Origin of the sequence: Stakelama portus, assembly GCF_003171655.1 — a bacterium.
In the GTDB taxonomy this organism is placed as follows: Bacteria; Pseudomonadota; Alphaproteobacteria; order Sphingomonadales; family Sphingomonadaceae; genus Sphingomonas; species Sphingomonas portus.
Genome location: NZ_QFZL01000003.1, coordinates 18792 through 31521 on the forward strand (window position 1 = coordinate 18792; position 12730 = coordinate 31521).

A 12730-nucleotide genomic window follows, 5' to 3' on the forward strand; every position below is an offset into this window, starting at 1 on the left:
CGTTTCACTGCGCGCCATCCTCATCGGCAACCTCGATCTGCGCTTCGCGCAGGACACGCTGCTCCCGGGCAGAGGACAGGACCAGATATTCACGGGAATCACAGCGAAAAACGCAAATATCGGCATGCTGGCTGATACGTCGCGTCTCGATTATTTCGATCCGCTGCGGCACCGTTTTGGTGCTCACCAATCCACGCATTGCGGCAAGGTCGATCCGACCACCACCACGCTTGAGAACCAGGGCAACGGCGCCGGCAAGCAGCAGGCAGACAAACAGGGCGCCGAGGATACGAACGATCGAAATATCGGGCGCATGGCCGCCGCCCAGCCGTTGGGCGGCGGCTGGCCCGGACAGCACGAGAAGCAGCAGCGCCCCGCCCGCCGGTATCATTCGGGCCATTGCGTGATCTCGTTCAGCCGCACGGCAAAATGGTCGTCGGCGGCCACCAACTCGCCCCGCGCGATCGTGATTCCGTTGAGTCGCAGTTCGACCGCAGCGTTTAGTGCCGCATCGAGCGGGACGACCGAACCTGGGCTGAGTGACGCAAGTTCCCCGACGCGCATTGTGGCACCGCCCAACACTGCCTCGAGATCGACACTGACGTTTTCGATCAGTCGATTGTTGATCCGCTTCTGCTCTCGCTGGCGGGCGGAATCGTTTTCTGGGGAGATATCGGCGTCAGCCGCCTCAATGGAGTCCATTGCAATGCTTACCTGAACTGAGTTTTGGAAATCTGCAGCGCGAGCCCGCCCGGCGCCTCGATAACCGCACAGGTACCCGCACCGGTCCGATCCGAAACGAGCAGTTCCAGCGGCACCGACAGCGGCTGGTCGAGGCGCAGCACGTCGCCGGTAGCGAGATCGGATAACTCCGCCGCGCTGATCCGGCAGCTTCCCAGCGATGCTCCGATTGCAACGCGCACGTCCGCCAGCGCAGCGGAGCCCGATCCCAGCGGGGCATGCTGCGGCACGGGCAGGGTCGAACGGACAAAGCTGGCGAAAAGGCCCGGCGACAAATGAAACACCAAGTTCAACTGGCGTGTATCGTCGCAAATCTCAAAACTGTGCATCTTCGCCCGGGCAGCCTCCCCCGGAGACGCTTCGACCCAATTTGTGGGCTTGGCGACGCCGAATCGGCTGCCCAGCCGGGCATAGAGATCGGCGAGCGCATCGCAGCCGATCTTCTCCAGCAGCAGGCGATCCGCATCGTTGAAAGGGTGATCGTGCCCAAGCGAAAGTAGCTGTGCACCGACGGCAACCGCCGCTTCCGGACTGACATCAACGAACAACTCGTTTCCGCAGCGAAGCTGCGTCGTGTTAGATATCGATCGCCTGACCGGCTGCGCGAAGAGCTCCCCGACCAATAGCGCCTCGCGACCGACCCACTCCATTGCCCAGCCGTCCACGATCTCAACCAAAGCCACTCTGGCGGGACGCGGCGGTCGGGTTTCGGGGGGCAACCAGCTTCGAACCTTGGCATTCATCCCTGACCTCGAATGCCGAATAGCTGCTGGATCATGTCGTTAGCGACACTGACAATTTGCGAGGACGCCTGAAATCCGCGCTGGACCATGATCAGGTCACCGAATTGCGCCGAAAGATCGACATTGGATGCTTCGAGCCGGTTCGACAGCACGTCGCCCATACGGGGATCAGTGCTGGCGAGCAGAAGCCGCTCGGTAGCGTGCGTCTGTTCGAAAATGCCGCCATCCATTTGGCTGAGCGCCTGGGGATCTCGGAAGTCTGCCAGAGCAAGCGCACCGAGAATGGAAGTCTGCTCGTTCGAATAGCTGAGTTCGATTTCTCCGTCGGCGTTAACAACCAGCCCGGTCACCGTCCCCACGCCAAAACCATCAATTTCCGCAACCCGCAGCGTGGAAACTTCGCCCGCCGAGAACGACGACACGTCACTGAAATCAAGCGTAAGTTCAATTCCGCTATCGGCATCAACAATCGAAAGCGTGCTGCGCTCGGGATCGATCACGCCGTCGGTTCCAAACGAAAATTCCGACGTGGCCACCTGGGTACCATCCTCGTCAGTGACAGCCACCGTCCAGGCATTGCCCTCGGCATCCGTGTTGCGGGTAAAGGTGATGGTCCAGTCATGCGACCCGCCAGAGGAGTCCCAGACGGTAAGATCGCTCACGGAATAGGGGTCGGTGGCGCTTGAAGACAGATAATCGGCAAAGCGGATTTTGGTCGTTGCTTCGGGCGGGTTTGTCCGCTGCGGGTCGATCGACAAGCTGACTGCGCGCCCTGCTGAATTGAGCGTAGCCAACCGATAGCCGGTTTCGGCATGGACGATATAGCCTTGCTGGTCGACTTCGAACGAACCGGTACGCGTGTAAAATACCTTATCGCCGTCCAGCAGCACCAAAAAGCCGTTGCCGCGAACCGCAAGGTCGAGGCTGCTGTTGGTCGTCTGCAGGTCACCGGACGAAAAATCAAGCCGGCTATTGGCCAGTGTTACACCGTTGCCTCCGGTGGGATCGCCCGAATAGTTTACTCCGCTCTGCCCCCCGGAATAGTAATTTCGGAAACTGACCGTACTCCCTTTAAATCCGGAGGAATTGAGGTTGGTAACGTTATTGCTGATCTGTTGCAGGCCTTTCGAATAGGCATTCATGCCGCTCAGACCGATATAGATTGCGCCGAACATCGTTACTCCCCTTCCCTGACTTGCGAGATGTTGTCGATCGACACTGCGGAGATGGTCTGGTCGTTTTCGGTTTCTATGGTGAGCAGCGGCACGCCATCCTTGAATGCGACCGCCGTTACCGTGCCAGTAAGCACCGTGGCGCCGGCCGGCACATCGACAACCCTTCCCAGGATCGAAGTTGCCTGGAATCCAGCCTGCGACTCTGCAATGCGGGTCAGACGATCCGTCATCGTTTCGCCTTGCTGAATCTGCGAGAACTGACCGAGCTGCGAAACGAACTCGTAATTGTCCATCGGCTTGAGCGGGTCCTGATAGGTCAATTCGGTAAGAATGATCTTGAGCAAGGACTCAAAGCTCAGCCCATAGGCATCGGCGGCGCTTTGGGAGCCGGCGTTGCTCGACGAAGTCGAAGTCGACTGTGTGGGCACAAGATCCTGAATCGGCGCGATAGCGCTCATTGGTTTTCCCCCTGTCTGAATGTTTCGGCGCTATTCGATGCCATGATCCGAATGGCCGCAATGGCACGACCGTGCCGCGACAGAAGTCCCGCAACCGTAGCCCGCAATCGATCGCGTTCTTCCTGCGGCAAACCGTTGACATGAATCATCGCGATCTCCCCGCCGCTGCTTGCTTCGAGGACAATCCTGGGCGAACCGCCTTCCCGCCTCGGCTTAGCCGTCCGCGCCGGAGGCGGTGCCTCCGCTTCCGGCGCAGCCGTGCCTGCGGCCGGATGGCTTTCAGCGCGGCCAGCGATGACCGGCAGCAGGTCCAGACGAGGAAGGTTGGAGACCGGTAGCGTAGGAAGGGGCCGCCGCCCTCCCACTCCGACAGCGCAGCTCATCGCTGTCGCAAGCGTATCGGAACGTGCCTTCCCGATTGCGATTTCCAGGCGATCGCCATCCACCGAATGTTTCGCCTGGCGGGAATCAGGCAGCAAGGCGGCAGCATCTCCACCGATATCTGCCGCGCGTTGCGCGCGTTCCCATGCCAGCGATCTGGTCTCAAGGAGCCCATCATGCTCGAACGCCCGCACAGGCCGGATCCGGTGCCCATCCCCGACAGCGTTGTCGGACATGTCCTGAAGCACCGCTGGATCGCCCGGCCCGTTTCCGATCTCAACCGTGGCCGCCCATCGATTTCCAGGAACGTCCGGCTCATATGCTCCGTCGGCAGGTACGCTGATCAGCGCAGCGGGAAGCAACGATGCGAATGGACGACCGGGATGATCCCCGTTCTGACCGCCATTTGCGGACTCGCCACGCTGAGGCGAGAACGGAACGACCGGAGCGATCATCGTGCGCTCCATCGCTGCGTTGCGCGATCCGACAGTGCATTTTGCATCCGCTCGTCTTCGCGCCGCTGTTGCTTGCGCCGCGCGGTCGCCAGCACATCCCTGCTGCTCGACAGTTGCGCCTCGGATCGATCGCGCGCGGATCGCGCAAGGTCGGTTTTCGCCTGCATCGCGTCGCGATGGTCGCTCGCTGCCATCCTCGCTTGCGCAGCATCTATCGCGCGCTGTCCAAATCCCGTCGCAAGCTCGGGAATCATCCTTTGACCAGCCAGATAATCGGCCCATTGCGCGGATGCTTCCGCGCTGCGCTGTTCGGCACGCAACAGGGCCTCGGTCGCTGATCGCTCGCGATCAGAGACTTCCAGCAATCGCTGGGTCGACAACGCATTCTGCGCTTCGCGGATCGCCACAATACGGGCGAGCAGGCGTACTTCCGATCGCCTATTCATGCTGCGCCCCCGCAACGGCATGGCGCAGCGCTGGTATCGCCGTAGCGAAATCAATCCTTTCATCCCAGCGCTGCTGCAAAAACTGGAGCAGTGCCGGTCGAGCAGCCAGCGCTGCGTCCGTTTCCGGATTGGACCCCGGGCGATACACGCCGCTTTCGATAAGGACCCGAGATTCCTCGTAGATGGACAGGATACGTAGCGCCGCTCGCGCGGCGTCGCGATGACCCGGCTCGATGATCCGCTCCGCCTGGCGACTGATGCTGCGTGCAATATCGATTGCGGGAAAATGTCCCCGCTCTGCCAAGGTTCGCGACAAAACGATATGACCGTCGAGAAGCGATTTCATCGTCTCGGTAATAGGATCGTCGACCTCGTCCGTTTCACTGAGGATCGTCATGATTGCCGTGATGGCGCCGCTGCGCCGCCGTGCGCCGCACCGCTCGACCAGGCGTGGCAGCGCAGCGAATACATTTGGTGTATAGGCCCGCACGGTCGGCGGCTCCCCGGCAGACAGTCCGATTTCGCGAAGTGCCATGGCAAGCCGCGTCACCGAATCCGCGATGAAGAGCACATGCTCCCCCCGGTCGCGCCAATGCTCGGCAAGGCAAAGCGCGACATCGACAGCGCGTGCCCGTAATGCTGCGCTGTCATCCGATGTCGCAGCTACCATAGTGAACCGGCTTGCGTCGTTGCGGCCCGCAACCATCCCCCAGATGCCCTCGACTTCGCGCCCACGTTCGCCGACAAGGCACAGGATACACCGATCGCACGCAATCTGGCTGGACAGTTGCTCGATCAGGCTGGTCTTGCCGACACCGCTCGCCGCGAAAATGCCGACGCGCTGTCCCATGCCAAGCGTCAAAAGCCCATCAATGGCCCGAATTCCGGTCGGGACGACAGAGGTAGGACCGACCCTATCGAGCGGAGAAGCCGACACGCCACCGCGCGGCACCAGGGCATCGGGAATAAGCGGCGCGCCACCGTCGATCGCTTCTCCAAGCGGGTTTATCGCTCGCCCTGCAAATGCCTGACCGACGGCGACGTCACCGCCGCTGCGTAGCCGAAAAACGCGGTCTCCGGGGCGAACCTGTCGGATTGTCCGCACCGGCGTCAGGACGACTCCCGATTCCGAAATCGCAACTACTTCGGCGATTGCCACGGCTTCGGTCGGGGCGTCAGATGCGATGATCTCGCAAAGATCACCCACCGCGCAATCGGGCCCAGAAGCCTCAAACCGACTGGCTGTCGTTGCCCGAACCACGGCGAAAGGCCGCAACAATTCCGCGCTATCGAGCAGGTCGAGGTAGCGACGCTTCAGCACGACACCCGTTCCATTTCCGATAGCAGCGCCAGAATGGCGTCTCGTTGCTCACGCACGTCGAGTGCGATTTCCTGCATCCTGCAGCAGATCCGGCATTGCCCTGCGTGGAGATCGTGACCGAACCCCAGTTGATATTCGCCCTGCGCCAGGGCCCCGTCCTGCGGAAGCGTCGCAAAGTCACGTGGGCTGACTTCAATCGCCACCACCGATTTCGTCCGCAGATCGCGCAATGCTCGAAGAACCATAGGCTCAACCATCCGGCTCCAGTTCGCGGGATCGCCAAACAACTTCTGAAGCACCGCATGGATCAGCATCGGCGCCAGTGCATCGAGCTCCGTCATCCGGGCCTGGAAATCGGATATTGCGGCCTTTGCTGCGTCACGAAAGATCGCAAGCTGGGCTTCTGCATCGCGCGCTGCCTGTGCCTGGCCTTCGGCAAGCGCCGCCTTTCGCGCTTCCCGGATCGCTTCTGCATTGCCCGCCTCGTAACGCTTGAGACCTTCGGAAAGGCGCGCGATTTCTCCTCGTAGACGATCGATCTCTACGTCTTTGAGGTCGAGCGCGGACACATGTTGGTCAGCGTCGGCCGTCGTTTTCGGCGCAGCGGCATAGGCACGGATCCCGGTCGCCAGCCTGCTCTTGATAACCGCCGTCATTTGCCGCGCCTTGACGGGACGAAACTGTGCAGCATCGCATCCGCAAGCGAGCGGCCGACGCCACCCTCGCAGGCGAGGGTCGCACGATTGACCGCTTCCCGACTGCGCTGGGTAAGCGTGTCTGTGCCGCGTTTCACCTGGTCGAGCCGCGCCTGCACCTTCGGCGAATATTCGGCTTGGCCTCTGCCCTGCCGTTCGGCAATCCGCAGCAGAAGCCATTGCCGGTCATCCAATTCCAAACGCGCCAGCACGGCCTTGCGCTCACCCGCCGACAGCGCGAGCAGTTCGTCAATGGCCGCTGCCAATTTGCGATCAGACGCCGGCATCGGCACGAGCCTCCCGAATACCGTTGCGCAGTTGATCGGCGAAGTTTTGAAACTGTTCATCCGTCATCATGGGGCGCGAACGAAAGCGACGAACAAGCGTGACAATGGCGATGACGAGAAGCAGCGCGACAAGTCCAGCAACGAGAGTGGGCCACCAGATTCCGCCGGACCTGCGTGTCGTCGGCTGGAGCATTTCGTTCGCCGACGCGCCGGGCAAAGGCACTGTCATGGGTTCCGCAACCGGCGCGACGCTCGGCTCAAGAGGCCCGGTCTCGAATACGATATTATCACCGAGTGCGGGATCGAAACCGATTGCGCGTGCGATCGCGTCGCGCGCTATCGCCACATTATCGGCAGGCATTGCGACAGGCGTCACTACCGTCGCACGCAACGGGAAGCTTCGCTGCGTTGGCGCTCGTTCCTGCGCAGCGATGACCTCTCCCGCAGTTAGAGCAATGCCATCCTCGATCGCCAAAATATGGATACGAAATGCCTGACCCGGAAGCGCCGCGTCGACCGCGCCCCGGGCTCGTGCGTGGTAATAGCTTTGAACCGCGGCACGTTGCTCGGCTTCAGGTGTGAGTTCGGGCCGGACAACCACCGGTTCCGGCGTCAGCAATCGGCCGGAGGAATCGAGCAGAACGACATTTTCCGGATCGAGTTCGGGCACTGCGGCGGCAACCAGATTGCGGATCCCCGCGACCCGGTCCGACGTGGGAGGGCGATCATTGCGTAGAGTCAGCGTCACCGCAGCCTTGGGCGCAACGCCATTGTCGCGGAACAGGGATCGCTCGGGAAGCGCCAGATGCACGCGCGCATCGACAATCCCGTCCATGTGCAAAATGGTGCGCACCAGTTCGCCCTGCAGCGCACGCTGATAGTTGATCTTTTGCGCGAAGCTCGTGAGCCCCATATCGGATTTATTGAACAGCTCGAAACCAATCTCGCCCCGCGCCGCTGCCTCCGACTGAACCAGCGCGAGCCGCGTCGCATCGGCGGCAGCGGACGATACCAGGATCGTCGTCCCGGCATCCTTCAATCGATAGGAGGTATGGCTGGCATCCAGCTCGGAAACGATCGCCGCGGCTTCTTCGGGCCGAAGATCTTGCGCTAGCACGACATAGCCGGGTCGCAGAAATGCAAGATAGGCAATGATCAGGAGTACCGCGATGATCGCGAAAATCGCCGCGCCGATCAGCGGCATACGCATGGAGCGCCGCAGCGCGTCATCGGTTGTCGGGGTTTCGGCCATCTCAAAGCTGCATGTTCATGAGTTCGCGATAGCCTTCGACCAGGCGTGAACGCACCTGCATCGCGAGCTCGACGGAAATCCGGGCCTCGGCCAGCGCCGTCGTGACCTGATGCACCGGCATTGACGGATCGAGTGCGAATGCGCGCGCCAATCCGTCTGCGCTCGCAACCTTCTGATCGACTGACTGAAGCCCCTGCATCAGGATCGATCCAAAGCTCTGGCTGCCGCCAATCGCAGTCGTTGGGACAGGCATATCGAGGCGCAGCATGAGGACCGGATCGACGACCGATGAAATCGCAGCAACGGGTTCGAAACTGGTCATGCGGCCCGCCCATATTCGGCTGCACGCGCATACATTTGCTGCGCGATCGACATAGCGGTCAGATTGGCCTCATAGGCCCGCGACGTTCGGATCAGCAGGGTCATTTCCGCCGCATGGTCGATTTCCGGATAGGCGACATAGCCATAGCCGTCGGCGTCAGGATTTTCAGGTTCATAGGCGAGACGAATATCGCCGGAATCGACACGCGTGACACCGACGCCTCCAAGCTCGTCCGGATTCATCATGGTCGAAAAATCGCCGATCGGGCCCGAAACCAACCGAAGTGCCCGATAGGGCGCGCCGTCCGGACCGCGCGTGCTGTTCATATTCGCCAGATTCTGCGCGATCACTTCCATGCGGCGCCACTCAACGTCCAGACCGGTGGCGCTGATCTCGATTGGTCCCACGATCACCTGCCCCCTTCAATCACGGTACGCATAAGACCCCCGCGTCCCTCCAGGACCGACAGCAGCGCACCGAAACGCAACGCTGTTTGCGAAGCCGTCGCGATCTCCAAGTCGAGGCGCAGCCCTTCCCCCTCTGGAACCAGGCTCATCTGTGGGGTGACGTCGGCCAGGTCCGCCCGGCCGCTTGCTGCAGCCGCCTTCAGACTGTCTTCGAAGGATACGCGCATCGCCCGGTATCCGGGGGAATTGGCGTTTGCGATATTCTGCGCTGTGACGGTCTGACGCGCATAAAGCCCGTCGAGCGCCTTCACGATCAGTTCCGTGGTGAAATTGCCCATAGCCAGCCCTATTGAATGATGATGTCGGCATGGAGCGCGCCGGCGGCCTTGATCGCCTGCAGAACTGCAATGACGCGGCGCGTGTCGACCCTGGCCCGAAACAGTGCCTGAACCAGATCGGCGACCGTAGTACTGGGCAAGGTGATCGCGAGATCGCCGACACCTTCTTCAACCGAAACGTCAGTGTTGGTTACGATCAGGCTCGCAACACCATTGCCGGTAGCGACGGCATAGCCGGGCTGCGAAGCGACGCTTTGCGCCTTTACGCTCACCCTGATGTCCCCCTGCGCCACCACTACGCTCGAAATGGTGACATCGCCCCCCGCGACGACCGTTCCCGTGCGTTCGTTAATGACGATGCGCGGCATGCTGTCCGGTTCCACGGATAAATTCTCGACGCGGGATATGAAGGCCGGAATTTCCGATTCCGCCCCGGAGTAAGCGATACGGATTTCGTCCGCATTGACTGCCGTTGCCGTGCCATAGCCGAGCCGCTGGCTGATCCGTTCGGCAATGCGTTCGGCGGTCGTGAAGCTCGGTTCGCGCAGCAGAAAGCGCAGCGCGCCATCGGTAATGGTTGGCCGAGAATCGAGGTCGCGCTCGATCGTCGCCCCCCCTGGAAGTGTTGCCGCAGTGGGATAATTGCGCTGCTCGCGATCATAGCCGCTATCGAACTGATAGCCACCAGTCACCAAGGACCCCTGCGCAAGTGCATAGGTGCGCTGATCGGGCCCCAGCAGGGGCGTGAGGATCAGCGTGCCACCGGCCAGACTGCGCGCATCGCCAATCGAAGAGATAGTAACATCGATCCGGTCGCCGGAATTTGCCGATGGCGGCAAGGTTGCCGTCACAAGTACGGCTGCGACGTTACGGCTGCTCAGCTCGTCCTCGGTAACGCCAGCACCCAGCCGGGAAAGGATATTGCGAAGCGCACGTCGAGTGACGAGGCTCCGTCGCGAATCTCCTGACCCTGAAAGGCCTGTAACCAGCCCATATCCGACCAGAACATTGTCGCGCCACCCCGCGAACCGACCCAGGCTTTTGATCGGGACGTCCTGGGCGCTTGCCGGAATCGGAACCAGCAATGTCGAAGCACATAGCAACGACAGCAGCCGCCAATATCGCAAGCACATCACAATAGACCCAGAAAGTTGAAAATGCGCGTGATGATACCCGGTCGAGCACCACGCGAGACAAATCCTTTTCCGTCATAATCAATCTCAGCATCCGCAATGCGGCCCGAGGCAATTGTATTGTCGCTTTCAATATCTGCAGGTCGGATACGCCCGCGGACTGCGATGCGCGTATCCTCGCCGTTGACGTGCAACTGCTGCTCCCCCGCGATCCGGAAATCACCATTTGGCAGAATGTCGACCACGGTAACGCTGAGCACCGCGACAAGCCGCTCGCTTCGACGTATTTCGCCGCGACCCGAATATCCGCCACCAAAGCCGAGTTGCGCCGCTTCTGCCACTCCGCTGAAGCCGATATCGCCACTCAGTTGGGTCGAACCATTGGCTGTGCTGGTCTGACTGCTCGACGATTCCGCCTGTTGCTGCACCACCACGGTGATCGCATCGCCGACCGCCGATGCACGACGATCCGCAGCCATCGCGGCCCAGCCCCCCTCGCGATAGAGACTCTGTGCGAGGGCCGGGTGCGCTTCGCACAAAAGCATGGCCGCCAGCGCGCATATGCGAAGGCGCATCAAGGTGCCTCCACCACAAACTGCGCGGCAAATATCGCGCCATCGGCATCTTGCACGAAAATCCGATCGCCCGACCGGCCATGTTGAAGCGCCGACACTGGTCGCTCGATCGTAACCGCCCCCACCGAGGAACGAAGCGTTACCGTATCGCCATTTGCGACAACATCGTCGCCTATCGCAGTGACTTCGCCCAGATAGGTTCCGACCGGTATCAATATTCTTGTCACTGCGACGCCCGCATGCCCGTCATAGGCGAGCATCGCTGCGGGACGCTCCTCCTGTCTGCAAGGCACCGAAACGACGTCTCTCGAAGCCAGGGGCATTCCCGGATCGATGTTGCGGGCCGCAGCATAGCATTGCCCCGGCATCGCAGCGCTCAGATAGGCAAGCATGCCGATCATCGACGCAATCCGTTCGCGACACCCATCAACTGATCCGCAGCCTGGACGATCTGCGCATTTGCTGCATAGGCGCGCTGAACAAGCATCAGGCCCACCATTTCGTCCGACAAGACGACATTCGAGTGCTCGATGGCACCTTGAACGAAGCGCCCCAACCCGTCTTCACCGGCAACCCCTGAAATGGCCGAGGCGCCGTCGCGAAGCCGGTAATAGCCATCATCAAGTTGGTCGACGGAGGCCGCATCGTCAATTCTGACGAGGCCGAGTTGGCCGATTTCCGTAGCGGTGGTCTCGCCATCAATAATCGCGCTAACCGTACCGTCTGGCGAAATAGAGAGCGCCGTCGCGTCCCATGGCACGGTCACCCCCGAGAGCAGGCCGAAACCTTCAGAAGTGGCGAGCAACCCGTCCTCGTTGATGCGCAAACTTCCGCCACGCCATAGCAAGGTCTGACCGCCGGGGCCCATTACTTCGACAAAACCATTTCCCGAAACCGCCACATCCATGGGGTTCCCGGTCCTTTCTATTTCGCCCGGCTGATTAAGCATCAGCTGGGTCGATGCCGCTACACCCGCACTCGTAGACACCTGGCGCGACGGATCAGACGCGTCGACTTCCGGCTGCCGTACGGAAGCCACCAGATCGGAAAAGCGTATCTGGGCACGTTTGAACGCGGGCGTATTCACGTTTGCGATATTGTTGGCGATCGTATCGAGCGCTTTCTGTTGCGCATTCAAACCGGTCGCTGCGACGCTAAAGGCGTCGCTCATTGACCGACCCTCCCCAGCGTGGAGAACACTCTTCCCAACAGTTCATCATAGGTCTGTACTAGTCGGGCACCTGTTTCGAAACCGCGACTGGCCTGCATCGAGCTGACCATTTCGTCGCCCAGGTCGACATTCGAACTTTCGAGCATACCCTGGCGCAGAACAGGGGTGTCGACCAACTCGATCTCACAATCATCCAGCAGCGCGAAGCCATTTGTCGCCGCCGCGGGCATAGCCTCATCCACAACTGCGAACACACCGATCTTCGATACCGGCACCCCAGCGTCGAGCACCACGCCATCGGCTTCAATCGTCACCGCACCGTGATCAAGGACCAGATCTCCGCCGCCAGCCTGCTGCAGGACCATTCCCTGCGGATTGACGACCTCTCCGGTCGATGCGAGCGCGAATTGCCCCGCGCGCGAATAGACATATTGATTGCCGTTCCGGAGACGAAAATATCCGTTACCGCTGACAGCGACATCCAGCGCATTTCCAGTTTCGGTCAAGCCGCCTTGACTATGATCATACCGCACTGACCGCATCGCTGCAGTATCGGCGCTGGATTTCGAGATCAAATCACTGAACGGAATTTCGCGTTTATATCCCGGTGTCGAGATATTGGAGACGTTACGCGCGACCGATTCAAGACGCCTTTCTGCCGCGACCATAATACTGGTCGCACACTCGACAAAATCTGACATACACCCCCCGGCGAATCTGTCCCACAATGGGACACTGAGTCGCAGAGCTTGTCAAGGAGATATTGATTTATGTCATTAATGCAGATTCGACCGAGCCCGCGCGCCAAGGTTTGGCGACTCGTAAAACCA

19 protein-coding genes are annotated in these 12730 nt (G+C 60.7%); all 19 read right to left on the reverse strand.

The features are described 5' to 3' along the window. Positions 1-4: 4 nt before the first annotated feature. A complete protein-coding gene (locus DKB74_RS08495) occupies positions 5-391 on the reverse strand; it encodes a hypothetical protein (RefSeq protein ID WP_109807738.1) in 387 nt (128 codons plus the stop codon). After that, positions 388-702 (reverse strand): FliM/FliN family flagellar motor switch protein, encoded by a 315-nt coding sequence (locus tag DKB74_RS08500; protein WP_109807739.1) that lies wholly within the window; start codon positions 700-702, stop codon positions 388-390. The genes DKB74_RS08495 and DKB74_RS08500 overlap by 4 nt, the downstream gene beginning before the upstream one ends. An 8-nt stretch (positions 703-710) precedes the next feature. Beyond that, positions 711-1289 (reverse strand): FliM/FliN family flagellar motor C-terminal domain-containing protein, encoded by a 579-nt coding sequence (locus DKB74_RS08505; RefSeq protein ID WP_161956840.1) that lies wholly within the window; start codon positions 1287-1289, stop codon positions 711-713. A 191-nt stretch (positions 1290-1480) separates the two neighbouring features. Beyond that, positions 1481-2659, reverse strand: a complete 1179-nt coding sequence (locus DKB74_RS08510) for a flagellar hook protein FlgE (RefSeq protein ID WP_109807741.1) — start codon at positions 2657-2659, stop codon at positions 1481-1483. A 2-nt stretch (positions 2660-2661) separates the two neighbouring features. Further along, positions 2662-3117 (reverse strand): flagellar hook capping FlgD N-terminal domain-containing protein, encoded by a 456-nt coding sequence (locus DKB74_RS08515; RefSeq protein WP_109807742.1) that lies wholly within the window; start codon positions 3115-3117, stop codon positions 2662-2664. Continuing rightward, complete coding sequence (locus DKB74_RS08520; protein ID WP_145960932.1) at positions 3114-3953, reverse strand: hypothetical protein; 840 nt, start codon at positions 3951-3953, stop codon at positions 3114-3116. The genes DKB74_RS08515 and DKB74_RS08520 overlap by 4 nt, the downstream gene beginning before the upstream one ends. Continuing rightward, positions 3950-4399 (reverse strand): hypothetical protein, encoded by a 450-nt coding sequence (locus DKB74_RS08525; protein WP_145960933.1) that lies wholly within the window; start codon positions 4397-4399, stop codon positions 3950-3952. The genes DKB74_RS08520 and DKB74_RS08525 overlap by 4 nt, the downstream gene beginning before the upstream one ends. Continuing rightward, positions 4392-5720 (reverse strand): FliI/YscN family ATPase, encoded by a 1329-nt coding sequence (locus tag DKB74_RS08530; protein WP_109807745.1) that lies wholly within the window; start codon positions 5718-5720, stop codon positions 4392-4394. Before DKB74_RS08530 ends, DKB74_RS08525 begins: the two co-directional genes overlap by 8 nt. Then, on the reverse strand, positions 5714-6376 hold the full coding sequence (locus tag DKB74_RS08535) for a FliH/SctL family protein (RefSeq protein WP_109807746.1): 663 nt from the start codon (positions 6374-6376) through the stop codon (positions 5714-5716). The genes DKB74_RS08530 and DKB74_RS08535 overlap by 7 nt, the downstream gene beginning before the upstream one ends. Next, on the reverse strand, positions 6373-6702 hold the full coding sequence (locus tag DKB74_RS08540; protein WP_109807747.1) for a hypothetical protein: 330 nt from the start codon (positions 6700-6702) through the stop codon (positions 6373-6375). Before DKB74_RS08540 ends, DKB74_RS08535 begins: the two co-directional genes overlap by 4 nt. Beyond that, the gene (gene fliF, locus DKB74_RS08545; protein WP_161956841.1) at positions 6689-7912 is read right to left on the reverse strand and encodes a flagellar basal-body MS-ring/collar protein FliF; all 1224 of its coding nucleotides are present in this window, start codon (positions 7910-7912) and stop codon (positions 6689-6691) included. The genes DKB74_RS08540 and fliF overlap by 14 nt, the downstream gene beginning before the upstream one ends. A 43-nt stretch (positions 7913-7955) precedes the next feature. Next, positions 7956-8276 carry a flagellar hook-basal body complex protein FliE gene (gene fliE, locus DKB74_RS08550; RefSeq protein ID WP_109807749.1) on the reverse strand — a complete coding sequence of 107 codons (321 nt, stop codon included), beginning with the start codon at positions 8274-8276 and terminating at the stop codon, positions 7956-7958. Beyond that, complete coding sequence (gene flgC / locus DKB74_RS08555; protein ID WP_145960935.1) at positions 8273-8689, reverse strand: flagellar basal body rod protein FlgC; 417 nt, start codon at positions 8687-8689, stop codon at positions 8273-8275. Before flgC ends, fliE begins: the two co-directional genes overlap by 4 nt. Beyond that, on the reverse strand, positions 8686-9021 hold the full coding sequence (locus tag DKB74_RS08560; protein ID WP_109807751.1) for a flagellar basal body rod protein FlgB: 336 nt from the start codon (positions 9019-9021) through the stop codon (positions 8686-8688). The genes flgC and DKB74_RS08560 overlap by 4 nt, the downstream gene beginning before the upstream one ends. Before the next feature lie 8 nt (positions 9022-9029). Continuing rightward, positions 9030-10154: a flagellar basal body P-ring protein FlgI gene (locus tag DKB74_RS08565; RefSeq protein WP_109807752.1), complete on the reverse strand. Its 1125-nt coding sequence runs from the start codon at positions 10152-10154 to the stop codon at positions 9030-9032. Further along, positions 10154-10729 carry a flagellar basal body L-ring protein FlgH gene (locus DKB74_RS08570; RefSeq protein ID WP_109807753.1) on the reverse strand — a complete coding sequence of 192 codons (576 nt, stop codon included), beginning with the start codon at positions 10727-10729 and terminating at the stop codon, positions 10154-10156. Before DKB74_RS08570 ends, DKB74_RS08565 begins: the two co-directional genes overlap by 1 nt. Then, positions 10729-11130: a flagella basal body P-ring formation protein FlgA gene (locus DKB74_RS08575; protein ID WP_109807754.1), complete on the reverse strand. Its 402-nt coding sequence runs from the start codon at positions 11128-11130 to the stop codon at positions 10729-10731. The genes DKB74_RS08570 and DKB74_RS08575 overlap by 1 nt, the downstream gene beginning before the upstream one ends. Then, positions 11127-11900, reverse strand: a complete 774-nt coding sequence (locus tag DKB74_RS08580) for a flagellar hook-basal body protein (protein ID WP_109807755.1) — start codon at positions 11898-11900, stop codon at positions 11127-11129. The genes DKB74_RS08575 and DKB74_RS08580 overlap by 4 nt, the downstream gene beginning before the upstream one ends. Next, a complete protein-coding gene (locus DKB74_RS08585) occupies positions 11897-12601 on the reverse strand; it encodes a flagellar hook-basal body protein (protein ID WP_109807756.1) in 705 nt (234 codons plus the stop codon). Before DKB74_RS08585 ends, DKB74_RS08580 begins: the two co-directional genes overlap by 4 nt. Positions 12602-12730 lie beyond the last annotated feature (129 nt).

Coding starts and splice junctions, on each gene's coding strand:
- DKB74_RS08495 (WP_109807738.1), bottom strand. CDS start 391: ATGATACCGGCGGGCGGGGCGCTGCTGCTTCTCGTGCTGTCCGGGCCA.
- DKB74_RS08500 (WP_109807739.1), bottom strand. CDS start 702: ATGGACTCCATTGAGGCGGCTGACGCCGATATCTCCCCAGAAAACGAT.
- DKB74_RS08510 (WP_109807741.1), bottom strand. CDS start 2,659: ATGTTCGGCGCAATCTATATCGGTCTGAGCGGCATGAATGCCTATTCG.
- DKB74_RS08515 (WP_109807742.1), bottom strand. CDS start 3,117: ATGAGCGCTATCGCGCCGATTCAGGATCTTGTGCCCACACAGTCGACT.
- DKB74_RS08520 (WP_145960932.1), bottom strand. CDS start 3,953: ATGATCGCTCCGGTCGTTCCGTTCTCGCCTCAGCGTGGCGAGTCCGCA.
- DKB74_RS08525 (WP_145960933.1), bottom strand. CDS start 4,399: ATGAATAGGCGATCGGAAGTACGCCTGCTCGCCCGTATTGTGGCGATC.
- DKB74_RS08535 (WP_109807746.1), bottom strand. CDS start 6,376: ATGACGGCGGTTATCAAGAGCAGGCTGGCGACCGGGATCCGTGCCTAT.
- DKB74_RS08540 (WP_109807747.1), bottom strand. CDS start 6,702: ATGCCGGCGTCTGATCGCAAATTGGCAGCGGCCATTGACGAACTGCTC.
- fliF (WP_161956841.1), bottom strand. CDS start 7,912: ATGCGTATGCCGCTGATCGGCGCGGCGATTTTCGCGATCATCGCGGTA.
- fliE (WP_109807749.1), bottom strand. CDS start 8,276: ATGACCAGTTTCGAACCCGTTGCTGCGATTTCATCGGTCGTCGATCCG.
- DKB74_RS08560 (WP_109807751.1), bottom strand. CDS start 9,021: ATGGGCAATTTCACCACGGAACTGATCGTGAAGGCGCTCGACGGGCTT.
- DKB74_RS08565 (WP_109807752.1), bottom strand. CDS start 10,154: ATGTGCTTGCGATATTGGCGGCTGCTGTCGTTGCTATGTGCTTCGACA.
- DKB74_RS08570 (WP_109807753.1), bottom strand. CDS start 10,729: ATGCGCCTTCGCATATGCGCGCTGGCGGCCATGCTTTTGTGCGAAGCG.
- DKB74_RS08575 (WP_109807754.1), bottom strand. CDS start 11,130: ATGATCGGCATGCTTGCCTATCTGAGCGCTGCGATGCCGGGGCAATGC.
- DKB74_RS08580 (WP_109807755.1), bottom strand. CDS start 11,900: ATGAGCGACGCCTTTAGCGTCGCAGCGACCGGTTTGAATGCGCAACAG.
- DKB74_RS08585 (WP_109807756.1), bottom strand. CDS start 12,601: ATGTCAGATTTTGTCGAGTGTGCGACCAGTATTATGGTCGCGGCAGAA.